At 69.2% G+C, this 23,904-nt stretch carries 13 protein-coding genes; 2 read left to right on the top strand and 11 right to left on the bottom strand.

Annotated elements, in window-relative coordinates; genetic code table 11:
- Window position 1: 1 nt before the first annotated feature.
- From ABZ490_RS29635 to ABZ490_RS29605, 7 genes are all read right to left on the bottom strand, one after another.
- Window positions 2-1,171 carry a GGDEF domain-containing protein gene (locus tag ABZ490_RS29635; protein WP_358996431.1) on the bottom strand — a complete coding sequence of 390 codons (1,170 nt, stop codon included), beginning with the start codon at window positions 1,169-1,171 and terminating at the stop codon, window positions 2-4.
- Window positions 1,171-1,887, bottom strand: coding sequence for an HAD family hydrolase (locus tag ABZ490_RS29630; protein WP_358996428.1), 717 nt, complete (start codon window positions 1,885-1,887; stop codon window positions 1,171-1,173). The genes ABZ490_RS29635 and ABZ490_RS29630 overlap by 1 nt, the downstream gene beginning before the upstream one ends.
- Window positions 1,884-3,080 carry an enolase C-terminal domain-like protein gene (locus ABZ490_RS29625; protein WP_358996425.1) on the bottom strand — a complete coding sequence of 399 codons (1,197 nt, stop codon included), beginning with the start codon at window positions 3,078-3,080 and terminating at the stop codon, window positions 1,884-1,886. Before ABZ490_RS29625 ends, ABZ490_RS29630 begins: the two co-directional genes overlap by 4 nt.
- Window positions 3,080-4,144, bottom strand: coding sequence for a radical SAM protein (locus tag ABZ490_RS29620; protein ID WP_358996422.1), 1,065 nt, complete (start codon window positions 4,142-4,144; stop codon window positions 3,080-3,082). Before ABZ490_RS29620 ends, ABZ490_RS29625 begins: the two co-directional genes overlap by 1 nt.
- A 65-nt stretch (window positions 4,145-4,209) precedes the next feature.
- Window positions 4,210-4,626: an ATP-binding protein gene (locus tag ABZ490_RS29615; protein WP_358996419.1), complete on the bottom strand. Its 417-nt coding sequence runs from the start codon at window positions 4,624-4,626 to the stop codon at window positions 4,210-4,212.
- Between the two features lie 186 nt (window positions 4,627-4,812).
- A complete protein-coding gene (locus ABZ490_RS29610) occupies window positions 4,813-6,054 on the bottom strand; it encodes a helix-turn-helix transcriptional regulator (protein ID WP_358996416.1) in 1,242 nt (413 codons plus the stop codon).
- Between the two features lie 84 nt (window positions 6,055-6,138).
- Entirely contained in the window at window positions 6,139-7,254 is a 1,116-nt protein-coding gene (locus tag ABZ490_RS29605; protein WP_358996413.1) for a DNA-binding protein, read from the bottom strand.
- A gap of 426 nt (window positions 7,255-7,680) precedes the next feature.
- Here ABZ490_RS29605 and ABZ490_RS29600 point away from each other — a divergent pair, with 426 nt between their 5' ends.
- Window positions 7,681-8,229 (top strand): hypothetical protein, encoded by a 549-nt coding sequence (locus tag ABZ490_RS29600; protein ID WP_358996410.1) that lies wholly within the window; start codon window positions 7,681-7,683, stop codon window positions 8,227-8,229.
- A gap of 489 nt (window positions 8,230-8,718) precedes the next feature.
- Here the strand turns inward: ABZ490_RS29600 and ABZ490_RS29595 are convergent, their stop codons facing one another.
- Window positions 8,719-9,045: a hypothetical protein gene (locus tag ABZ490_RS29595; protein WP_358996407.1), complete on the bottom strand. Its 327-nt coding sequence runs from the start codon at window positions 9,043-9,045 to the stop codon at window positions 8,719-8,721.
- A gap of 82 nt (window positions 9,046-9,127) precedes the next feature.
- Window positions 9,128-15,226, bottom strand: coding sequence for a DNRLRE domain-containing protein (locus tag ABZ490_RS29590; RefSeq protein ID WP_358996404.1), 6,099 nt, complete (start codon window positions 15,224-15,226; stop codon window positions 9,128-9,130).
- Window positions 15,227-16,219: 993 nt separating this feature from the next.
- On the opposite strand from ABZ490_RS29590, the gene ABZ490_RS29585 reads away from it, so the two are divergent.
- Window positions 16,220-16,486, top strand: coding sequence for a DUF6417 family protein (locus ABZ490_RS29585; protein ID WP_358996401.1), 267 nt, complete (start codon window positions 16,220-16,222; stop codon window positions 16,484-16,486).
- 142 nt (window positions 16,487-16,628) lie between these two features.
- On the opposite strand, the gene ABZ490_RS29580 is transcribed toward ABZ490_RS29585, so the two are convergent.
- Entirely contained in the window at window positions 16,629-16,802 is a 174-nt protein-coding gene (locus tag ABZ490_RS29580; protein WP_358996398.1) for a hypothetical protein, read from the bottom strand.
- A gap of 17 nt (window positions 16,803-16,819) precedes the next feature.
- Window positions 16,820-23,059, bottom strand: coding sequence for a DNRLRE domain-containing protein (locus ABZ490_RS29575; protein ID WP_358996537.1), 6,240 nt, complete (start codon window positions 23,057-23,059; stop codon window positions 16,820-16,822).
- Window positions 23,060-23,904: the final 845 nt, after the last annotated feature.

Raw genomic sequence — 23,904 nt, 5'->3', positions numbered from 1 at the left:
CTCAGCTCCGGGTGCGGGTGGCGACCGCGTCGATGGTGGCGGTGATCCGGGCGGTGCGGATGTCGGTGGTGGCGGATTCGGTGATCAGGTGGAGCATCTGGGCCTGTTCGTGGCCGGGCAGCACCGCCCAGTCGAGGTCTGCCCGGTCCAGGGCGGCGGCCAGGTCGTCGGGGACGCCGCGGTCGGCGCGCTCCCGGATGGGCTGGAGGGTGAGGGCGATGCCCGGTGCTCCGGCCGGGAGGGCTGTGGGGGGCTCGTCGGGGATGGAGATGGCGGCCTGGCCGCGCATGGAGACGGCGACGGCGGTGCGGGCGCGGCCGTCGGGGTGGGTGACGCGCAGGCGCTTGCCGCGCAGGCCCGCGGGCCCGGTGCACGGCAGCAGGAGCATGCGGTGTCCGCCGGTGTCGAGCGGGCGGGCCAGGACGTGCAGTTGCTCGGTGCCGGCCGGGAGCGGGAGCAGCGTGCGCGGGTCTCGGGCCGGGGCCGTGGGGCCGGGCAGCGGGGGCTGGGTGACGGCGATGACGCCGCCTTCTCCGCCGCGGGCGCGGCGCGCGGACTTGGTCGCGAACAGGCACTTGTCGGTCGCGGCCAGCAGTGCGTCGGTGAACACGTGCTTCCAGCCGCTCTGTTCGCGGTTGGCGGGGAGGTGTTCGGTGGAGGCCACGGTGAGTGCGAAGGAGACGCGGACGGGCAGTTCGTCGGCGAGCCGGTCGCGCAGCTCGGCCACGGCGCGGTGGAAGGCGGAGGCGTTGTCCAGGGTGGCGGCGATGATGACTTCGTCCCCTCCGAAGGTGGCCGCGCATCCGTACTGCCAGGGCTGGGTGTGGAACCAGGAGCGGGTGGCGGCGCCGAGGCGGGCCATGACCTGGTTCCCGGCGAGGTGTCCGTAGCAGGTCGGGTCGGTGGCGTTCGCCTGCTCGACGTGCTCCTTGAGCCCGTCGACGTCGCCGATCGCGAGGCCCACCAGTTCGCCCTCGGCGAGGGCGGCGGCGAGCGCGCGGGGGATGTGGCTGTGGAAGTCGGGGAAGGTGATCAGGCCGGTGAGCGGGTCTTCGCGGCTGCCGGCGCACCAGGTGCGCAGCGGCATTTGGGCGGGGTCGAAGAGGGGAACCGAGGCGGTCAGCGGGTCGGGCAGGGCCGCTTTCGGTAAGGGTTTTCCTGGTGAGTCCATCAGTACGCCTCCGAGGTCCTGGTCGCGGCCGGTGTGGGCCCGGCGGACAGCAGCACGGGCAGGGTGGTGAGGGTGTGGAGGCAGACGGTGCCGGGAGGCGTGGCGATGTCGGCGCCGGAGCGGTTCAGCCAGGCGGTGTGGAAGCCCGCTGCGGCGGCGCCGTCGACGTCCGCGCGCAGCGAGTTCCCGACGTGGAGCAGCTCCTGCGGGCGGAGACCGGAGGTGTCCTCGACGGCGGCGAACGCGGCGCGTTCCGGCTTCACCGTGCCGGTTTCGGCGGAGTAGAGCACCTGCGTCAGGTCCTGGAAGGCTGCGGGCGTCTGCTCGGGGATGGAGGAGCCGAGGCTGTTGGTCATGGCGAACAGGACCAGGCCTTGCGCGCGGAGCGCGGCCAGGGCGGGGCGGACGTCGTCGTAGACGTCGGGTTCACCCGCCCGGTGGCGGGCCCGCTCCAGGACGTAGGTGAGCTGGCCGACGAGGTCGGGGCGGTGGAAGGCGGCGGCCAGTTCGCCGGCGAGGTCGGCGGGGCTGATCTTGTGGCGTTTGGCCTTCTGTTCCATCAGCGCGCGGGCCTCGGACAGGGAGATGCCCAGGAGTTCGGCGACCAGTCCGGTGGTCGGCTGGGTCTCCGGCCGTACCAGGGTGCCGCCCAGGTCGAAGGAGATGCCGCGTACACCGGCCCAGGCCGGCCGGGGGGTTCGGGGCTGGCCGGTCATGGGCCGGTCACCTCCATCGCCGAGGTCCCGGGGGGCAGGTCGAGGCGCTCGGCGAGTCCGGGCCCGGTACGGACCGGCAGCGCTCCGTTGTCGACCTGGAGCGGAGCAGCGAAGATCTCCTGGCGCAGCGGTTCCACCGTGAGGTGCCACTCGACGGCCGGGATCATGTCCCGGCAGCAGGTCCCGGCCAGGGCCAGCGCGGCGGGCAGCCGGTCGCCGTGGGGGAAGGTCGCCATTCCCAGTCCGGAGGCGAGTTCGGTGGTGTGCAGCGCGCGGGCCAGCCCGCCGGACCAGCCCGGATCGACCTGCCAGACGTCCACTCCGTCGCCGGTCAGCAGCCGGAGCTGCTCGGTGGTGTCGACCGCCTGTTCCCCCGCCGCGAGCGCGACGCCTGCTGCGGCGGACCGCAGCCGGTGCCAGGCCCAGGTGCCGGGCGGCACCAGGTCCTCCACGAAGGCGACGTCCAGGTCGGCGAACACGGGCAGCAGCCCGATCGCCTGGTCCACGCGGCAGCGGCTCAGGCCGTCGACCATGAACCGGCCCTCGCCCGCCGCCTCCCGCAACGGGCCGAGCGTCTTCGCGACCGCCTTCGGCCCGGCCAGGATGAGCTGTTTGGGCAGCGGCCACTTCTGGCCCCAGAAGCCCGCTGCGGCGATCCAGGCCGCGGCGTCCGGGGCCGCCGGGTGGCACGGGTCGAGGCCGAGAGCGGTGGCGTAGGCGGGCACGGTGGTGCGGACGGTGCCGCCCAGCAGAGCGGTCACGCTCACCCCCGCGGCGCGGGACGCCAGGTCCCAGCAGGCCAGTTCGATTGCCGAGGCGGCCTGCTGGGCGTGCGGCCCGCTGCGGTGCCGGCCGGTCGTCTTGCGGTAGGCGAGACGGCGCGGGGCGGCGGCGTCGTGCCCGATCAGTCCGCGGGCCAGGTCGTCCGCGATGATCCGGGCGACCGGCTCGGAGACCGGGGCCTGCCAGCCGGAGACACCGTCGCCGACGAGTTCGACGGCGAACCGGGTGCGGTGCTCGGCCCAGGCCGGGCCTGCCGGCGGCGCGCCCGCCGCCGCGGCGACCGGCTGGGGCAGATCAGGCGGGAACCCCTCCGGCTGCGGGGCGAGCTGCCAGGCGCGGACCGCGCGGATCACGGTGGCCGCCGTCCCTGCGGCCGGTAAGGGGGCGGCTCGCAGCGAGAGCGCTGTCATCAGATCTTCGCCCCCGTCAGTTCCTCGCCGGCGAAGGTGAAGCACCAGGGGGAGCGGTAGTTCTGCCACCACTGCGGGCGCAGCCCGGTCGGGGCGAAGAGTTCCTCCACGTGGCGGCGCATCGTGAGGTGCCACTCGATCGTGTCCGAGCCCGGGGTGCGGTAGATGTCCATGAAGGGGTTGTGGGCCTGGTACGTCTGGAAGCGGGGGAAGGCCGTCGTCACGTCGACGAAGGTGCGCAGCCGTGCGACGGCGTCCTCGATCGGGTCCAGACCGACGATGTACGTGAAGTCCGTGGTGATGCCCCGGTCCTTCGCCCGCCCGAGGGCGGCAACCATCTCCTCGGGCGTGAGCTTGGCCTTGGACTCCTTGAGGATCTGGTGGCGTTCGGTGAAACACTCGACGGTCATCGTCAGGTGGAACGGACCCAGGCCGGCGGCGGCGTCCATGCCGTCCTTGGTGGTCACCACCGAGGACAGGAAGTGCAGGGTGCCGTCGCAGCCGTTCGCGCCCATCGCCGCGCGGACCTCGGCCAGGTGCTCCAGGGCGAGGTGCTCGTGGAGGAAGCAGCCGGTGCAGACCGTCACCGTCTCCACGCCCGACAGGTCGGCCAGCCCGGAGTTCGAGGCGAGGGCTCCGAGGTAGCCCGCCATGTCCAGGGCCTTGATCTGCGGGTCGGAGGCGCCCTCGAGGGTGTTGGGGCAGAACACGCAGCCGGTGCACTGGGAGCGTGCGTTGGAGTTGAGGGTCAGCATCCGGGTGCCGTTGCGCCAGTAGCCCAGCACCGCGTCGTCGTCCTCGATGCCGTCGACCTCGCCGACCTTCTCCCCGTTCAGCCGCAGCTCGTGCTCGTCAAGCTCGAACGGCGAGTCGGTGCGGCCGAGCGAGAGGATCAGGTACAGCGGGGCGTCGGGGCGGGAGTCCAGGCGCAGCCGGAACCGCATCCTGGGTTTGGTCAGCGAGGAGCGGGCGCCGGACGCGTTCAACGCGATCAGCAGCACGTCCTCAGTGTTGATGTTCCACTTGCGGGCCACCTGGCCGAGGTGGCGGACCGACGTGAGCACAGGTATGTCCCCTTCGTGTGGAGGGAGTCGCCGCGCAGCCCGGTGTCGTGCTGCCGGCTCGGTGATCAGGCGGAGGACAGCGGCAGGCAAATGCTGATGTGCTTGCCGCCGGTGGCGGCGTCCGGGACGACCGCGGCATTGCCGCCCGCCTCGCGGACGAGAGCGTTGACCAGATGCAGGCCACGGCCGCCGAAGTCGTGCGAGGCCAACAGGGGTCTCGGTTTGAACGGGTGCGCGTCCGCGACGGCCAGCACCAGGTCGCCCGCCTGTTCGACGGCGAGGGTGACGGTGGCCGTGGGCGACGCGACGGAGGCGTGCCGCACGACGTTCGTGACGAGTTCCGTGATGATCAGGCAGGACGTGTCCACCAGATCATCGGGCAGGCGCCAGTCGGTGAGTACCTTGGCGGTCTCGTGGCGGGCCAGGGGAACATGCCCCGGCGTGGAGATCACCGGGAACTCGTGACGCACCGGAAGCCTCATCGCGCGCCTCACCCTCTCTGGGCGGGACCCACCCGGCCCGTCACTGAAGGTAAGTCTGTTGGTACACAGGGGTGTTCACGACGGTGAACCCCGTCGTCCGGGGCTCGTGCTCGGTCATCCGTCCTGGTCAGCAGCGGTCCGGGGCTTGTGGGACGGGAGCGTGTGGCCGGGTGTCGTACTCGTGACTCAGTTCGGCAGGCCGATCCGGTGGGCCAGGCCCCGCAGGTCCCGAGCGACGTATGCCGGCAGCGGCCGGTCGGTGAGGTACTCGACCGTGGTGCGCACCGGGGCGCTGGCGCGGATGCGCTGGGGGGCGATCTGCTCGGCAGTCAGCAGGGAGGAGACCGCGTCGGCTTCCCGGCCGCGCAGGTGGGCCAGAGAACGGGCCAGGTCGGCGTGGTAGGCGGCCTGCCGGCCGGGGGCGTCCTCCAGTACCTCGGGGTGTACGGCGCGCCCGGCGGTGACGGCCTCGCCGTGCAGGCCGAGGTCAGTGTTCAGGCTCACCCTGTGGATGCCGACGTTGGCGGGACCGAAGTTGAGGTGCCAGGCGCGCGTCTCGCCTGTGCGCTCGGCGAGGTCGGCGGCTTCGGCGAGGTGGCCTCGGATCTCTTCCTTCCGGGCGTTGCCGGCCCGGTGCCGGTCCTGGGTGAGGGAGGTGGCGGAGATCAGGTGGAGTTCGCCGAGCAGGGCGTGCGCGTCCGGGCTGTGCAGATGCCCTTGCAGGGCGTTGGCGGCGGCGGTGGCCTGGGCGAGGGCCTGCGTGGGACTGCCGGCCGACATCAGGACGTGCGTGTGGAAGAAGCCGGACAGGGCGGAGTAGACCGGGTCCTCGAGTTCCGTGATCGCCTCGGCAGCGCGGGTGACGGCGATGAACGCCAGGTCGGTGTAGCCGAGATTCTTCAGCAGCAGGGTGCAGGCCGGGTGGTAGGCGTCCGCCAGCAGTCTCAGCAGTTCCAGCCGGGCCGCTCCGTCGGCGGCCTCAACGGCGGCGTGCAGGCTGGCCAGCAGGGAGGGCAGATCCGCGGCGAGCGTGCCGTATTCGGCGGCGTGGTACAGCCGGTTGGCCTGCGCGACGAGTTCGGCCAGCACGGTTGCCGGAACCTGCGGTGGGCGGCGGTCCGGCGGGGCCGCCATGGTGATCCCCATCAGCGCCAGCCGCAGGGCGGGAATGGCCTCGTGGGCGGCGCTCGCGTTCGGGTCGGACGGGGCGAAGGGCTGGCCGTTCAGCTCGGACGGGGCGATGTGCAGGGCCTCGGCGAGGGCCGTGATCAGGCTGGAGCGGTCTAAGTGGCGATGCCCGTTCTCCACCATCGACAGGTAGCTGACCGACACGTCGGCGCGTTCCGCGAGTTTCCGCAGACTCATCCCTCGTTGGCGGCGGGCCGACCGCAGGCGCTCGCCGATCTTCCGGGCCTGCTCTTCGTCCATTGCCCCCGCCCAACGCCGTGTCTCAGCCGTAGCCTAGGGCGGGCCTCCCGCCCACAAGGGGCATTCCCTGCAAGAGGGCCGGCGTCACCGCAGGCCGGTGCGCTCGGCCAGATTCCTCACCGCGGCGGCCTGGACGGGATCGGTCGTCCGTACGGCGAGCGCGGCGACCAGATCCCGGGCGAGCGGGTCCAGGCGCAGCCGGAACGGTGCCGTGGCGTCGGCCTCGTCGAGCCGGGCGGCGGCCTGCCCGGTACGGCCCCGGCGGGCCTCGGCCGCCGCGGTGACCACCAGCAGGCCGGACCGCTGCGCGCCGTCCAGCAGGGCGTGGTCCACCGCACCGGCAAGGGCGACCGCGTCTTCGGCGTCGCCGTCCTCGGCGGCGACAGCGGCGCGGGCGGCACCGAGCACGGCAGCATCGCGTGCGCTCGCGCCCTGCCGGGCGGCGTCGTCGAGGACGTCTTCGGCCTGTCGACGGCGCCCGGCCATGGAGTGGGCCAAGGCGGTCAGTGCCGGTAGTTGTGCCCCTTCCCCGGCGTCTTCAGCCCGTTCGGCCCGGGCCAGTGCGTACTCCGGGGAGCCGAGGTCGATCAGCAGTCGTACTTCCTCGAACAGCACGGGCAGTGATTCCCGGGAGCCGGGACCGGGCCGGTGGAGCAGCATCCAGGCCAGGTCCCTGTACCCCAGGCGCCGTAGCAGCCCGGCGCCCAGGACGTGTGCCTGTACCCGTAGCCGTTCAGCCTCTTCGTGCCCGCTGGCGGCGGCCTGGTCCGCCGTCTCGATCAGGCCGGGAAGCGCGAGTGCGAGACGGTGCTCGTCGCCGTCGGCATCCGCCTGGACGGCGGCCCGGGTTCGCACGGCGAGTTCCTCGAGCATCGGCCCGGATGACGCTGCGGGGGGCCGGCGGACGAGGCGGCGTCGCAGATGGAAGGCGACCGCACGGACTGCCGCGTGCTCGTCTCCTCGTGGCGGGTAGGGCTGGCCGGTCAGGTCTGCGATGTCCAGCCGCAAGACGGCGGCAAGCGCCGCCAACTGGCCGCGGCGATCGATCCAGTCGCTGCCGGATTCCAGCCCGGCGACGTAGGCGAGGTCCAGGCCGGCCTGGGAGGCGAGGTCGTCCCGGGCCAGCCCCCGATAGCGACGCCACGTGGTCAGGCGGGCCCCGACGGGGCCGACGCCACTGCTGTCGCCCACCTCGCGCATCACCAGTTCGCTCGCATACTCACTCGCCCGGAGCTGTGTTCTTCCAGGACAAGGCCGCCCATTCCGGCCCGACACCGAAGGCGGGCGCGTATGCCCTTGCCGCGTCACATTAGTCACGCCGCCCAGCGTCATCTCGAACTGGTGCCCTCTGACGAGGCGTGCACGCTGCCGCTGTGTCCCCTCATCTCCTATAAGTCCAAGGTGTCACCCGCCGACCCGCAACCGGTGACCCGGTACGGCTGCTCTGGACAGGTCTGGACAGGCAGGGCGCCCGCTGCCTGGTGAAGGACGCCGCCCGTGCCGAGCTGGTCAGGGTGAGCGGGTTCGTGGGTCGGATCGACGCCCCGCAGGTCCTCGCCGACCGGCTCGCCCCGTAAGGGCCTGCGCCAGCAGCAGGAGTGCGGCGACCGGCTGTGCGACGACCGCATGCCACTCGCCTCCGGCCGGGACTGCCCCCGGTGCGAAGACCGGCAGGCCAGCAGCCGTGCCCAGCGGCACGCGGTCGCGGCCGCCGTCGACGACGCGATGCCCTACGCCTCCGAGACGGATCGCCATAGGGCGATCGACCGGCAGCTGCACGAGACCGTGACCGCCCTGGCATGGGCCCGCGAACACGAGTGGGAGCAGGTCCGGGCCCAGCAGCCGGTGGCCGCCAAGGCCCGCGCCGAAGCCGCAGCCACGCGTCCCGCCGTCGATGAGCCGGCCACGCCGGCGGCCCCGATCGTGCTGCCCTCACCGCAGACGACGGCCGACGACGTCGACCGGGACCTGGTCCTCGAGGACCTGACCCGCGAGCAGGTCCTGGACTGGCGCACCCGCGCCGCCCGCGACCACCAGGTCGTGTTCGACCACATCGCCTGGTACGGCGAGACGTCGGCGCAGAGGCTGTTCACCAGGGCCTTCGTCGCGGACGTGCAGCGCCTGTCCCGCCTTGGGCACCTGGACCTCGGCTACAGCACCTGGGAGCGGTCCTGAGCGGCAGCGAGGTGTCGGGCGTGGACCACTGGCCCGGGTGGCGCTGCGGGCCGCTCCGCAGGTTTGGCGTCGCTGGTGGTGGAGCCGGGGGGCAGCCGGAAGACAGCGACCAGGCCGAGCACCAGCGACGCCGCTGTTGTCGGCCGCCTTGATGCGGACCCGGGCAGCCAGACCGGGCAGGCCGCCCCGTTCGGCGAGCGCGACCAGCGGAAGCAGTCCCGCATCCGCGATCAGATTCGGCTCGTTGAAGATTGCGGAGACATAGAAGGCGGCATGGGAAGATTGCATCTCGGAAGAGCCTTGTCATCGTGCGTGCTGGAAGCCTCAAGAACTCCCATCACCACAGGTCACAAGGCTTTTCCTCGTTCCCGCAGAAGTTTTCCACAGACGTCAGCCGGTGGATCCGGGATGAATGCGAACTCACCCCGCCGAGAGGTCAAGCCAACTCGTATCCCCTGCCACTAGGTTAGGGTCCTTGCTCGGAGACAGTCAGCCGATCCGCTCGTCTCCCGTCGCGAAGAACTGAGAGACATATTCTGCTGGCTGCAGCGTGCTCTCTCTCATGAGGGAGAAGACCTCGGCACCTTCCCCGGGGATTCCATCGAACCTGTAAGCCTGGGCGATGCGGACGTACTCAACGTCGTCGAGGCCCTCGCAGTATTCGGCAGCCTCGGCTTCGGAACGCTCGATCGCTTCATCGAACGATTGGGCGGTCCACAAGGTGATGCGCTCCTCATAGACTTCCAGCGGGCCGTGACGGAAGATGCACCGGACGCCGTACCAGGACGGATCGTTGGCTTCCGTGCCTACTGACATGGCGGGAATCCTTTCTCGCTGTTGATGTGTGGGGTCTTGTTGGTGGGGGCGATCCGGGTTGGATCGCCCCCACCAACAAGCATCAGGAGAGTGCCCAGAGCACTGCGGCCACTATGTCCACCTCCCAGAAAATGACCAGGGTAACGACAAGGGCGATGATGAAGACCCACAGTCCTATTGCCTTCAGCACTACCCGCAGGCTGTCCGAATTCGAGCGGTTCTTCTGACCGTTACGGCTATTCGCGTACTTCTCGGCCTGCACGAGCTTCTTCTTCGCCGAGTTGTACGCCTTGCGGTCGAACGGCCGCCCGTTGGCCTTGTCGTCGAGCGCCTGCTTCTCCTTGTGGCTCAGGGTTGCGGGCTTCTTCGACGCCCGTCCGTCCAGGTCCAGCTGATTGACCGGATCGGCCGGATAGACGTAGGCGTCGTCGTTGCCGCCCAGTACTGGATCGAGCGACAGGAAACGTCCGACGGCCGGGTCGTACAACCGTACGCCCATCAGGACGGCCCCGGTCACGGAGTCCGCGGAACGCTGGGCGGTGCCGAGCCAGCCGTAGCGGGCGACGGCGGTATCGCCCTCTGTGTTGCCGTACTCGTCGTAGGACTGGGCAACAGCGGACTGTGAGGTGTCCAGCGGGAGTCGCACCGTCACGTCGCCGTGGACGTCGCTCAGCTGGAGCACGGTAGAGCCGGAAGCGCCGGTGATCGCATCCATCTGGCCGTCGATGCCCCGCACATCCCGCGTGATCGTGCCGCTGGAGTCCTCGGCGGTCCAAGCCGGGCTGTCACCGTCGGCACCATAGTGGTTTGTCCTGGCCGCGGTCTGGGCCCAGGAGCCACTGCTGTTGGACTCGGTGGTCCAGGAGGCAAGTCGGCCGGCTGCGTCCAGGTTCCAGGTCTGTCGGCTGGTGCCGGAGGTCTGCTGGTGGACGAGGTCGTTGGTGTAGTAGCCGATGGTGGCGCCGGATGCCTGGGTGGTGGTGCGGCCGAAGGCGTCGTAGACCGTGCCGGAGGTGGTCAGCCGGTCAGCGCTGTCGTAGGAGTACGACGTGGTGGTGGCACCAGTGGAGGTGCAGGCCGCACCGACATCACCAGTCGAGGTCGCCAGCGCGCTGCGGTTGCTGTTGTCGTCGAAGGCGTAGTCGCGGCGGGTGCAGGCTCCGCTCGGGTCGGTGTCGTCGGCCCGGGTGAGGCGACCGGCGGCGTCGTAGGTGTAGGCGCGGGAGCGGGTCTGGCCGTTGCTGTCGGTGTCCGTGACGGCCTGATCCTGCACCGAGTGGTCCACCGTGTCGGAGGCTACGACCGTGCCGTCGCTGTCGTGGGTGTAGACCCGCGAGGTCTCGGCGCCGGTCTCGTCCTGGGCGACGGTCAGGGTGTAGCCGCCGGGCAGGGCTTCGGTGGCAAGGTTGCCGTTCGCGTCGTAGGTGGCGGCGAAGGTGCCAGCGACGGAGTCGGTGCGGGAGGTCTCCAGGCCTCGGGGGTCCTTGGTGGTGTCGTAGGTGTAGGTGGTGGTGGACGGGGCGGAGTCGGTGGTCTTCACCATGCGGCCGAGCGCGTCGTACTGCGTGCTGGCGGTGTTGCCGGCGCCGTCGTTGTAGGTGATCTCCCGTCCGAGCTGGTCGTAGGTGTGGGTGATGGTCTGCCCGTTGGAGGTGACCGTGGCCACGTCACCGCTGTCGGCGTCGTACGTGGTGGTGGTGTCGGGTACCGCGGTACCAACGCCGCCGCTGACAGCGGTGGTCTTGATGCGGCCCGCGCTGTCGTAGGTGTTGGTGGTGGTGCGGGTGACGGAGTTGGCAGTCTCGGTGGTCTTGGCGGTGTTTCCCCAGCGGTCGTACTCGATGGTCTTGGTGGGCAGCTGGGTGGGGTTGGAACCGCCGCCGGTGATAGCGCCGGCCGGGCCGGTGGAGCAGACCAGGTCGGCCCATTCCGGCTTGCCGTTGCAGGTACCGGTGCCCGCGGCCGAGTAGTACGTGGTCACCGTGGCGCCCGCGTCCGAGCCGGACGACTTCGGCAGGGTGGTCTTGGTGACCCGGCCCTGCGAGTCGTACGACGTGGTGGTCTTCAGCGCCAGACCGGACGGGTCGGTGATGCTGGCCGTGGCCAAGCCCTTGACCCAGTCGTACTGCGTGCTCGTGGTACGCACGTCCGCGTCGGAGGGGTAGCCGTCGGCCCATGCCCCGACCTTGGAAGTCGTGACCTGGTTGGCGATTGTGGCCGTGCCGTCGGTCGGCCGGTTCTCGTCATAGCTGTTGACGGTGTGCTGACGGACCGGCCAGGAGGTCCCGGCGGGTACGTCGGTTCCGCCGGATCCGGCGGCGAGGGCCGAGGTGAGGGTGGCCAGGTGCAGCGGGCCCTTCTCGTCCAGTATCTGCAGACCGTCGCTGGAGTACGTGGAGACGGTCGACAACTGCGTGGCGCGGTCTGCGGTCGCGTCGCCGGCGATGTGCAGCAGGGTCAGTTCGTCGTAGGGGTCGCCACTGGCGGCCGCAGTCAGCGCCAGCTCGCGGTTGCCGGCGGACAGTTCGCGGACGGTATTGCCGAAACGGTCGTACTCGGTGGTGGTGATGTGCCCACCGGGGCTCGCGGTGTTGACCTCACGCCCGGAGGCGTCGCTGTAGGTGACGGTTGCGCGCTTGTAGTCGGAGGCCGCCAGGTCGCTGCCCGTGTTCGAGGCCGGCACGGAGTCGTCGGGGGAGACGGCGGCAGGGAAAACGGCGGTCGCGTCCGTTGGCACGTCCGTCTGTCCCCAGGCTCCAACATCCGAGGTGCCCATCGCGCTGGGTGCCTTCGAACCGGTCAGCGGAACGTCGTAGACCACGCTGGTGGTCGCGGTCGTACCGTCGGTAGTGCTCTTCGTGCCCGCCGTCAGGTTCGGCCGGGACGCCGACAGCAACATGCCGTCACCTGCGGTGGCCGCGTTACCCGCCGTGCCGTAGGCGAACGTCCACGGCAGCTCACCCGGAGGAGTCAGGGTGACGACGCGGCCCGCGCTGTCGTAGGTGTAGGCAGTCTTCAGCACGGGGCTGATCCGCGGGTCCCACTGCTCGCGCAGGCGACCGGAGCTGTCGTAGGCGTACTGCGACACGACGGTCGCGGTCGCCGCCGAGGCGCCCGGGTCGGTCACCCACTCCTTGATCTGCCTGACCTGCCCGCTGTAGTCGCCCAGCGTGCTGGAGGTGGCGGTGGTGGAGGTCGCGTAGACGAACTCCAGCATCCGGCAGCCCGCCGTGGACGGCGTGGTCGTGCAGGTCGAGGCCGATACAGCGGACGTGGGGGCGATGACGTACTTCGGGCGGGCCAGTGTGCTGCTGCCCGAAGTGACCTTCTCTGAGACCACCGTGGTCGTGGAGTTGTCGGTCGGCAGACTGGTGGTGGACACCTGCCAGGTGGTGGCCGCCGAGTCCACCTTCGTGAACGTGGTCGTCGTGCCCTCGTCGTCCTTCAGCGTGAACGCACCGGTCAGCGATCCGGTGAGGGTCAGGTCCTCCGCGCCCGGCTCGGGCTTCCAGCCGCCCGCCGAGGTAGCGGTGAACCCGGTCTCGTCACCGGCGACATCCACCACGGCAACCGAGGTGGCCGAGGTCTGGCGGACGTCCACCCAGTTCGAGTCGGTGATCTCCGCCGTGGTGCCGGAGATCCACTGCGGGCCGAAGATCGCCACCTGGCCCTCCGCGTCCGCTCCCGCTGTGGGGCGGCGCGAGGATGCGGTCCGCGACACCGACAGACCGAAGCCCGAAGCGTCCGTGCCGGACACAGTGAAGTCGCCGGTCAGCGTGTTCACCGAGCCGGGGCCGACGTTCGAGCTCGGAGCGGTGCCCGCGTTGCGGTCCAAGATGATGGTGTGCGGCTGGGAGTAGGCGGTGGTGGTGCCGTCGGTGAAGGCGGCCCGGATGTCGATCGGACCGTCCTGCGAGAGGGAGTCGGTGGCACTCCAAGTCAGAGCCGCGGGCGCACCGCTGGTGACGGCGACCGGCCAGCCCGAGATCGCCGAGCCGTCCGAGGACTTGGTGACGTCCACGTACGGGATGCTGGTCCAGGAGTCGGTCTCGCCGCGCCGATACTGGTAGGTGACACCCGTGTAGGTCGACTTGCCTGTCGAGGTGAGGCTGACCCGGCGGGCTGCGCTGTCGCCGTTGCCCGGGGTGAGTAGACCGGCACCGCCGCCGACGCCGAAGTCGTACTCCGTAGCTGCCGAAGAAACGTTTCCTCCGGAGTCGACGGTCTTGGCGTACAGCTTGTGCCAGTCCTCGCCCGGCTTGATCGTGATCGTCAACGCGTCGCCGCCGTTGCCGTCCGTGGTGTCGTACACCCGGCCTGGCACCGTGGAGTCATCCAGGCCCCAGTAGTAGCCCTGGCCGTCGGAGGAGGACGTGTCCAGGGTGCAGGTCGCGCCGCTGTCCGCCTTCGCCGTCCAGGTCTGCTCGGTGTACGGGTCGCAGGAGATCGTCGGCGCGTTGGGCTTGGCGACGTTCGGCACGAAGTAGATGTACGACGACCAAGCCCCGTAGTCCGTGCCGTCATAGCCGCGCACCCGCATCCGCAGATGGGACGCGGCCAGCTGGCTCGCGGACGGGATGGTCAGCTTCGCGGTGGAGCCTGAGGCTACCGAGGACGAGGTGCCTGTGTAGGAGTACGAGGTCTCACCGCTGTACGACGGGTCGTTGGTGATCTCGAACTGGGCCTTGACCGTGGAGCCGTCAGCGTCCGTCACCTTCGCCGACAGGATCGGGGTATAGGTGGTCACGTACCGCTTGCCGTTGTAGGCGTTCACGCTGCTCGGGGAGATCGCCAGCGAGCTGATCGTGGCGTACGAGTTGTAGGTCACCACCAGCTTCGGGGCGTATCCAGAGGTGGTGTAGTTCGCCGAGCGGAAGCGCCGCCAGTTTGTGGAGTCGGTCTCGTCCGAGCTGCGCAGTTGGATGCCGTTGTTCGTGGCGCCGTTGGCCCAGTCCTGGACCATCCCGGTCAGTGTCCAGTTGGACCAGTTGGCTGGGCACGAGGAGCTGTAGCCCCAGTGGCCGCTGTTGGTGGCCATGTTGGTCGTCGTGGTCGAGGGCTGCGCGCCCCAGGTGAGGGTTGTGGTGTTCAGAGTTGAGGTGACGCGCTTGGCCTGGGTCACCGCGGTGCTGGAGCAACTGGAGGAGTAGTACGAGTACAGCGACATCGTCGCCGACGTGATGTGCTTGCCCGTGAACTTCGACACGTCGAACTTGAGGTACGAGCGCGCCGTGTCGGTGCCGGAGTCGTACGTGCCCGACTTCAACTCCTGCGAGGAGACCTGCGAGTCGGGGTAGTCGGGGTTCTGCACCCAGGTGTCCGTGGTCACCGCCAGCGTCGACGTGGGGTCGACGGTGACCGGGTAGGTCGCGGTGGCCAGGAAGTCACTGTCCGGGGTCAGGACCAAGGTCTGGGAGCCGTCATCGGCGGTCTCGATCTTCGTCGCAATCTGCTCCTGGTGTGCGGATTCGCCAGACGCCTCGTTCTTGCTCGAGTCCCACATCATCGGCGCTGGCGCCTCGGCCACCAGATCGCCGGCGCCATTCTTCAGCAGCAGGTGCCCGGAGTCTGCCTGAGAGAGCTTCAATCCTTTCAGATTCAGCGGAATCCGGTACGAGACTGTGTCATTGTCCGGCTGCTGGGTGAGTTGAATGTTCTCCGAGAAGCCCTGTGCGAGCGCCGTCACCGACAGGGTCTGGCCGCTGCCCAGAGCGTACGAGGCGGTGCTGTCCTTCACGGTCGGGTTGGGAAGCTTATCCTCCCAGCCCAACCCGAAGGACTCCTTGCCCTTCGTGACCGATGCCAGATCCGTATCACCGCCGTCTGAGACCGCGATCCCCGCCGCCGCGGCGGCCGGGGTCAGATCGGCACCGGTGTCGGACAGCGAGGTGTCGATGTCCTCCCAGGCACCGTCCTGCTTCACCCGCACCGGACCGGCGTACGCCTCAGTTTCCAGCTCCCCACTGGGCAGTGCGTACGTCGTCGAGTCGGTCGTTCGGGCCGACAACACCTCGATCTTGCGGCCCTGGAGACGGGCTGTCAGTACTGCCGACGCCTCGTCCTGCGCCTGAGCAGAACCGGATGTCGTGGCGGGACCGGCCTGAGTTGGGGTGGCTGTGGTGATGTCCGCGGCGAACGCCATCCCGGTGCTCTGTGACACCAGTGCCACTTCCGCGGCCATGGCCAGTACAAGGCCAATAGCTATCCGCCGAAGCTGACGCAACCGCGGTCCGCGTCTGAATCGTGATCCCCACGGGGTCACTGGTCTATGCGGCATGGTCCCGCCCCTCCCAAGATCTGCTCTGCAATTCGTCAACCGAACGGGTCATTTATGCAGATCAGGTGGGGGGCGAGGTTGGGAATCCTGTCGGGTTGTCCAACAGACAGTCAAGAGGTGAAAGGTGCAACCAACCTGCCACACGAGGGAATCGCCTGAGATGTAATGAATTTGGCGATCTTCACCGCGTCGCCTTATCGATCAAGGGTTACGGCAAGGTTTCTTCATCATCCATTTTCGATCTTGAAGATTTTGCGAAGAGGAAGCATGCGTCGGCCGTGCGAGTGGCGATCGATGCCCAAATTTATGCAGTATGAAACACATAGTCCCTTATGGTGCGAATTTCCCTCTCTGTTGCAGTGTCGAAGTGGTCGGAGAATGCCCGTCGCTTTCGTGGGTGGGCATCTGAGGGGGTCGGGATGTCCCGCCCAGTTATGGACGCAGCTGCAGTTGCGCTGCTCGGCGCGCGCAGTTGATCGGCTTGCAGGGTGCTCTCTGCCCTCCTGGGCGAGACCTCTCATAGCTACCATTCAGTAGCCGACAACCGTCCAGGTCGGCGCCAGCCTGGACGGATGGAGGTCGTAGCCACACCTGGACACCATCAAGGCGTGCGGCACGCTGGGCATCTCCACCGCGTGCGAGCGGCCCTCCGCGACCGGCCCCAACGACTTCGGGTGGCCCGGGCATCACTGCCGCTGCGTGCTGCGGTGCGGGTGCTCGCCGGACAGGGGCTGGTGGAGGAGGCGGACCGGGAGACGCGTGCCGAGCTGTCGGCCTGGGAGCGCCGGGCGGCACGCTGGGCGGTACGCCTGTCCGCGGGCCGGCCACGATCTGCTCGCCTACGCCCGGGCCCGGCCGGCTCCGGCGTCGTCCGGGCCGGGGCCGCGGGAGCGGCTGGTGGAGTTGCTGCCGTCGCAGATGGCGGCGCTCAGGGTGTTCGTCGCTCTTGCCGGGCAGCTGCGGACACCTCCGGCGCCGGGACTCGCCGAGCAGGTCCGTGTGGCGGTGTTTAACCGGGGTGCGGGCCGGTGGCAGCTGTGTCTGACGCGGCCCCAGATGGAGTCGGTGGCCTACGGGTTCTGGCTGCACCGGCTGACCGGATCCGCCTCGGAGGCCAACCGGTTCAGCCGCGAATACGCCGTTGCGCACCATCCGGGCCTGTAACGCGATCGCCAAAGCGCATCCGGCGCCGCGCGACGGGCTGCGCTCCCATGTGTACCTTTCGGTCGGCGACTACCCAGCCCTGGAGTGAGGAAAGCGCGCGGGGCGCCCCAGGAGTTCCTGGGGCGCCCCGGCGTGTTCAGTGTCAGACCTTGCCCACTCTGCGCAACCGTCGCGTCGCGTCGACGACGAACGAGAGAGATCCCACTGCCAAGACTGCAGCAAGTGCGGTCTCGTGCTGGATCGCGAGGGTGATGGCGAGGGCTGTGAGGATGGCGGCAGCCGCGATCTCGGCTGTCAGGGCGATGCGATGCTTCATTGTCTCCGTCGGTTGCCTCAGCAACGGCGTGTCCAGATGGTCGGCGGGATGGGAAGCCAGATGCTACCCGCGTGCAAGGCGCCGGTGACGACGGTGGTGCACTTGCCCCGTGCCACGGCGTAGGCGGCCACCGTGGTGAAGTACCAGAGGTATCCGCGGATTGCGGTGATGGCGTGCTTCCAGCCGCCGGGAATCCACTTGATGTCCTTGGCCCAGCCGACGAAGGCTGCGGCGCTTCCGGTTCCGAAGGCGACCCAGCGCGTCTCCGCCTTGTTGAGGAGCAGTTTGACGAAGTACTGCGGGGACCACCAGGGCTTCCACCAGCGTACGTACAGCGTTCCGGTCAGGTCGGTGCACCCGACGGGGTCTGCGCCGCAGTACTCGTAGGTGTTGGCACCGCCTCCGACGACGGGGTCGACCTGCAGGAAGCGTCCGGTGCCAGGGTTGTAGAGGCGGACACCCATGAGGGTGAGGCCGGTGACGGTCTCGCTGGAGCGTTGTTTGCCGCCCAGCCAGTCGTAGCGGGTGTCGGGTTGGCCCGTCCGCGGGTTGCCGTATTCGTCGGTGTCCAGGACGGTGGGTGGCTGGGCGGTGTCGGCGGGCAGTTCCAGGGTGATGCTGCCCTGCAGGTTGGTGAGTTGGAGGACGGTGCCGCCGGTTTTGGTGGTGGTGGCGGCGAGGTTGCCGTCGAGTCCGCCGACGTGGCGGGTCAGGGCTCCGGTGGTGGTGTCTTCGACGATCCAGCGGGGGCTGTCGTTGTCGGAGTCGTAGTGGTTGGTCTTGGACGCGGTCTGGGTCCAGGTGCCGGTGCTGTTGGTCTCGGTGGTGAAGCCGCGGAGCCGCTGGTTGGAGTCCAGGGTCCAGGTCTGGCGCTGGGTGCCCGCGGTCTGCTGCTGGACCAGGTCGCTGGTGTAGTAGGCGATCGTTGAGCCGGGCAGGGCGGTGGTGCGGCCGAAGGCGTCGTAGACGTAGCCGGCGTTCACCAGCCGGTCGGCGCTGTCGTAGGTGTTGGTGGTGGTGGTGCCTCCGGTGGTGGTGCAGTCGGCGTTGACCTCTGCGGTCGCGCTGGATGCGGTCTTGCGGTTGGTGTTCTGGTCGAAGGTGTAGGACCGCGTGGTGCAGACCGCGTCGGTGGTGATGTCCTGAACCTGTGTCAGGCGGGCGGCCTTGTCGTAGGTGTAGGTCTGGGATGCGGTGACGCCGGGGGTTCCGGTGTGTGTGGCGGTCTGGCCTTGGACGGTTTGGGTGATGCTGTCGGAGACCAGTACGGTGCCGTCGCTGTCGCGGGTGTAGACGCGGCTTGTGGCGGCCCCAGCGGGGTCCTGCTCCTGCTTCATGGTGTATCCGCCGGGGAGGCCCTGGGTGGTGAGGTTGCCGTCGGCGTTGTAACGGGCGGTGATGGTGCCTGCGACCGAGTCGGTGACCGAGGTGGTGAGGCCTCGTGGATCGATGGCGGTGTCGTAGCTGTACGTGGTGGTCGACGGCACTGAGTCGGTCACGGTGGTGGGCCGGTTCAGGGCGTCGTACTGGCTGCTGGTGGTGCCGCCATCGGCGTCGGTGTAGGACATGAGGCGGCCGAGCTGGTCGTAGGTCTTGGTGATCGTGCCGCCGGCGGTGGAGGTCTGCTTCGCCACCTGGCCGGTGCCGGCGTCATAGAGCGTGGTCACTGCTGGGACGGCTGCTCCGAGGCCGCCGGTCTGTGTGATGGTGCCGGGCCGGCCGGCGGTGTCGTAGCTGGTGGTTGTGGTGCGGGTGACGCTGTTAGCGGTTTCGGTGACCTTCGTGACCTGCCCGTACAGCCCGTACTCGGCTGTCTTGGTCGGCAGTTGGGTGGGGTTGGAGCCGCCGCCGGTGATGGCCGCTGCAGGGCCGGTCTGGCAGACGGCGTCGGCCCACTCCGGCCTGCCGCCGCAGGTTCCGGTGCCATCAGCGGTGTAGTAGCTGGTGACCGTGGTCCCGGCATCGGTGCCGGTGGACGCCGGCTGAGTAGTCTTGGTGACCCGGCCCTGGCTGTCGTACGACGTGGTCCGGGTGATGGCCAGGCCGCCCGGGTCCTGGGTGGTGCTGGTGGGCAGTCCCTTGGCCCAGTCGTAGCCGGTCGCGACAACCAGCGGGTCGGCAAGGAGGTCGGGCCATGAGCGCGGCTGGGCGCCGGTGGTCTGTTTGGTGATCTGGTTTTTGACGGTTGCGGTGCCGTCGGTCGGACGGTCGGCGTCGAACTCCTTGACCGTATGTGCGCGCGCCATGAGCTGGCTGCCCGCGGCCGCCACCGTGGTGGTTCCGCTGACAAGCTTCGCCGCCAGGGTGATGGGCCGCAGGGGGCCGTAGGTGTCGGTCTCCCGGGTGCCGGTGGCGTCGTAGACCGATGTGGACGACAGCAGCTGGGCCCGCTCGGCCGAGGGCAGGGCGTTGATGCCCAGGTTGGTGAGGAGTGTCTGCTGCGCGGTTGTGGTCCCGAGGGCCAGTTCGCGGTTGCCGGCGGTCAGGGACCGCACGGTGTTGCCGTACTGGTCGTACTCGGTGACCGAGATCCTCTTTCCGGGGTTGGCTTCGTTGACCTGGCGCCCGGAGGCGTCCAGGTAGCTGATGCCCGCCCGGCTGTAGTCGCCGGCGGCCAGGGATGCGCCGTCGTTGGCCGCCGGAACCTGGTCGGCGGGGAAGATCGCGGTGCCGTCGGTCGGGTTGTCTGTCTGCCCCCATGATGCGGTCGCGGCTGTGCCGAGCTCGTTGGGCGCGTTGGTTCCGGTCAGCGGCACACCGTAGACCACGGAGGCGGTGGCGGTGCCGTTGGTCTGGCTCGCGCTGCCCGGGGTCAGGGTCGCGCGGGACGCCTTGAGGAGCATCCCGGCGCCGGCGGCCGGGTTGGAGCCTGCCTGGCCGTAGGTGAACGTCCAGGGCAGCTGTGCGGGCGGGGTCAGGGTGGTGACCCTTCCGGCGCTGTCGTATGTGTAGGCGGTCTTCAGCGTCGGGGAGATCCGCGGATCCCAGGTCTCGCGCAGCCGTCCTGCGTCGTCGTAGGCGTAGCTGGCGACGGTGGTGGCGGTGGCCGCAGTGGCGCCGGGGGTGGTCGCCCACAGCTTGACCGCGCTCACCTGGTCCTTCACAGCACCGAACGAGGTGGCTGTGGCGGTGGTGGACGTGGCGTAGACGAACTCCAGCACCCGGCAGCCCTTGGCTGACGGGTCGGCGGCGCATCCGGCCAGGGTGGTCGCGGCGATGATCCGCTTCGGTCGGGCCAGGGTCTTCCCGCTGACGGTGACGGCTTCGGAGACCACCTTGGTCGTGGAGTTCGTCTGGCCGCTCGCCAGCGAGCTCGTGACCGTCCACGTCGTTGCTGCGGAGTCCACCTTGGCAAAGGTGGTGACGGTGCCGTCGGTGTCGGACAGCGTGAAGCTTCCGGAGGTGAAGGCGCCCTTCAGGGTGAGGGACTCGGAGCCGGGCTCCGGGATCCAGCCGGTCTGGTCGGCGTTCGCGGTGAACGTGAGCGTCGCACCGTCACCGCCGACGACATCGAGGGAGGTGCCCGAGGTCTTGCGGATTTCGGTGTAGTCCGACTGGGTGGCCTCGGCTGCGGTGCCGGACAGCCACTCCTTGCCGAAGATCGCCGCCTGTCCGTCCGGGTCGGCGGCAGCGGCCTGCGGGGACCTGGAGGACGCGGCGCGGGTGACGGACAGGCCGAAGAACGATGCGTCGGTGCCCGAGAGGGTGTAGTCGCCGGTGAGCAGGTTCAGCGAACCCGGGCCGATGTCCTCACTCGCCGCGCCGTCCGCGGTGCGGTCCACCACGATCGTGATGGGATCGGACGAGGCCGTCGCACTGTTGGGCCCGGTGAAGGTCGCACGGACCTGGACCGCGCCGTCGGGGTTGACGGTCGAGGTGGCGTTCCAGGTCAGCTTCGGGCTCTTACCCGAGGTGAGAGCGAGCGGCCACGCCGCGACGGTCTGGCCGTTGTTGGTGACGTCGCTGACGGGGATGGTGGTCCAGGTGTCGGCTTCGCCGCGTCGCCAGGAGAAGGTGACGCTGTCGAACTTCGCGGCGTCGGCCTCTGCGGTCAGCGGGACGCGGGCGGCTGTGCGCGTTCCGTCATCGGGCAGCGTGACCCCGCCGGGGCCAGCGTGGAAGGTGTAACTGACTGGCTCGGACTTGTTCTCTGCTCTGTCCGTCGCCCGTACCTGGAGGACGTTGGTGCCGGCCTTGGCCGGCGTGACGGTGATCGTCACCGGGGTCGTGGTGCTGCCGGTGGAGACCTTGGTCCAGGTGGCGCCGTCCAGCGACCACTCGATTCCGCTCTGGTCCCCTGCAGGCGGGGTAACCGTGAACTTCCCCGGCTGTCCCGCGCCCTTGACCCAGGCGTCGGACGGGTAGTCCGACGAGGCCACCGAGGCCGGCGCGGAGGGAGCCGAGGTGTCAACGGTGAACAGGGCGTACGCGGACCAGCCGGTGTTGTAGCTGGTCCCGTCATACGGCGAGGTCCGGAACTTGTAGGTCTTGCCGTTGGCCAGCACCCCTGCCGGGACCTTCACCGATGCCGGCTGCCCCGAGGGCACGTACGGCGACACCAGGACGTTGCCGACCTGGGAGCCGGTGGCGTTGTCGAAGATCTGGAAGGTGCCGTCAACCGTGTCGTTGTTCGGGTCGACGAAGGTGTCCCGCAGGGTGGGCGTCGTGGTGTTGACGAACCAGTTGCCGGATGTGTCCTTGAAGAACGGCGGGCCGGCCTGCTGGTCGGTGCCGGTACGCGGCCGGTAATTGTAGGTGACGACCAGCTTCGGCGGGTTGGACGCCGCGTTCGCAGAGTTCACCCGCTTCCACTGCGCGGTCTCCGTCTCCGAAGTGGCTCGCAGTCCCATGCCGGACGTGGCCGCCTTCGCCGAGGCCCACTCCTGGACCAGCGTCGTCACGTCAGCATTGATCCACCCGTCCGGAGCCGCGGTGCACGCCGCATTGCCTCTGGTCTCGCTGGACGTGGCCTTCTTGGCGGTCCCCCAGGCCGGCTGCGCAGTCCACCGCGAAGCGGTTGACGCCTTCCCGGCGGACCAGACCTCCCACGGCTGCTCCGTGCACGTGGTGTTGCCCGAGTGGAAATTCCACAGGCTCAGCTTCGCGGTGGACACGAGCGCATCAGAGATCGGCGCGGTGTTCCACGTGATGAACGAGCGTGCCGTGCGCGGCGTGCCGTCGGCATTGGTGGTGCCCGGATTACCCAGGTCCAGCTCGGTGTCCGCCGACCAGTCGACGGTCTCGCCCTGCTGGACGTAGGTGTCGAAGACGTTGCCCAGCGACGCGGTGGACGGGTCCACAGTGACCGGGAACTTCGTCTCCGGATCGGCCAGGAACTTCGCGTCCGGAGTGAAGACCAGATCGACTGTGTCCTTGCGCCGCACGACCTGAAGCTTCACCGGCGCCCGGCGGGTGTGCTCACCGGAGACCTTGTCGACGGTTGCATCCCACATCACGGGCGCGGGCATGGACGCCTGCTTGCTGCCCTTCTTGTTGGAGAACAGCAGGCTGCCGTCCTTCAACTGCTTCACGGTCAGGCCCTTGGCCTTCAGCGGCATCGTGTAGGCGTAGCCCCCCGTAGCGGGGCGCTGTTTGATGTCCACGAACTGCTCGAAACCGGTCCGTCTCGCCTCTACCACCAGATCCGCGCCTGGTACCGCGTTCGCATAGGTCGCGCGGGTGCCGTCCAGCTTCGGCTTGGGCAGACCGCCCTTCCACTGCAACGCGATCTGCTGGCCCCCCGTGCCCAGCGTGACCAGGTCACGTGCCGTGGCCTTGCCCGCGTCTGCCAGAGAGCGAGGCCTCACGCCGCCGCCCGCGGCCAGCTTCAGACTGCGGGGGTGCCCCTTCGGCTCGACAGAGCCGTCGGAACCGCTGACCAGATTCAGATCGACCTTCCGCCAGTCGCCAGTCGCGTCGTCCTGGAACCGGACAGGGCCGGCGGTCAGCTCGGTGGTGAGCGATCCGTCCTTGTTCACCCAGGTCGTCGACGTCTCCGTGCGCTCCGACAGTGCCTCGACGCGCTTGCCCGATAGCCGCGCAGCGACCCGCGCGGAGGGGAGGTCGGCAGCCTGGGTGGCCGCCGCCTTCTTCGGGGCTGAGGCGGACTGCTTGGTGTGGTCGGCAGCGAACGCCGATTCGGCGCCGCCGATCAAGGTGACGGGCAGGGCCAAGGCGAGACCTATCGCTACATAGCGGGGTCTCTTCCCCGACCATATGCGGCCTCGCTCTCGCCAAGCGGATAAACGTATCGTCATATTCCGGCTATCTCCGTGTAGTTGGTGGCCGCGCACGTTGCGGCTCGGTTTGAACCTACGCAGCCACAAAAGATCACGGGATGCCTCACAGAGTGCACAAAGGGCAACACAACTTGCACACGGGTGAGTGATCTACATCACTTCATCGTGATTGGAGCAACCTCATTCACCCGTCGGCCATCCGCTCTTCAAACGGACTCCGCCGTAGCAGCCGCTGTCATGTACAAGCGCCTGAGCACGCAAATGCCTTACAAGGCGGCAACAAACTGCGCCCGGTCGCCCCATGCGTTGCGGGTCGTCGGGGAGCAGGTGGCTGTCGATGGCCATGACGAGCGGCGCAGGCAGCAGCTAGCGGCCCGCATGACCGGGGAGAGGTGGCAGGCGGCCATCTCCTCGACCAGCAGACTCGGCGCAGTGATGATCGGGTTCTTCTTCCCGGCGACCGCAATCGGCAGGCGGCTGGCAGGGGTGAGAGGCAGGGCCCGACCGGCGCAGCTTCTGTCCCAGTCCGCTACGGCAGGCGACCGCAACGACACAGTCGCCGCGCTTGGCTTCCTGCTCGCCCTGTTGGCCGCGGTGAAGGCCTCCCAGCGCTGGCACGAAGCGCAAGAACGCGGCGTCCAGGCGCACGCCGCCGGACGGGCCGGTCGACTCTGCTGCGCGAGGCCGTCGAAGTCACTGCCCGGGCGAACGCCGCGCGGGAGTACCGGCCGCGCCCCAAGCGCACCGTGGCCCAGCCTGGATCCGCCCGCCGGGCGGCGGCGTCCCCGAGCGCGCGGCTGATGGCGGGCGTCGTCCAGGAGACCGTTCCTGAGCACGCGTACGGTCCTCACCGATGCGGCCTG

The sequence above is a fragment of the Streptomyces sp. NPDC005811 genome, from assembly GCF_040630405.1.
Taxonomy (GTDB): Bacteria; Actinomycetota; Actinomycetes; order Streptomycetales; family Streptomycetaceae; genus Streptomyces.
The sequence above is the reverse complement of the archived record's forward strand: the minus strand, read 5'-3'. Positions and strand labels throughout refer to the sequence as shown.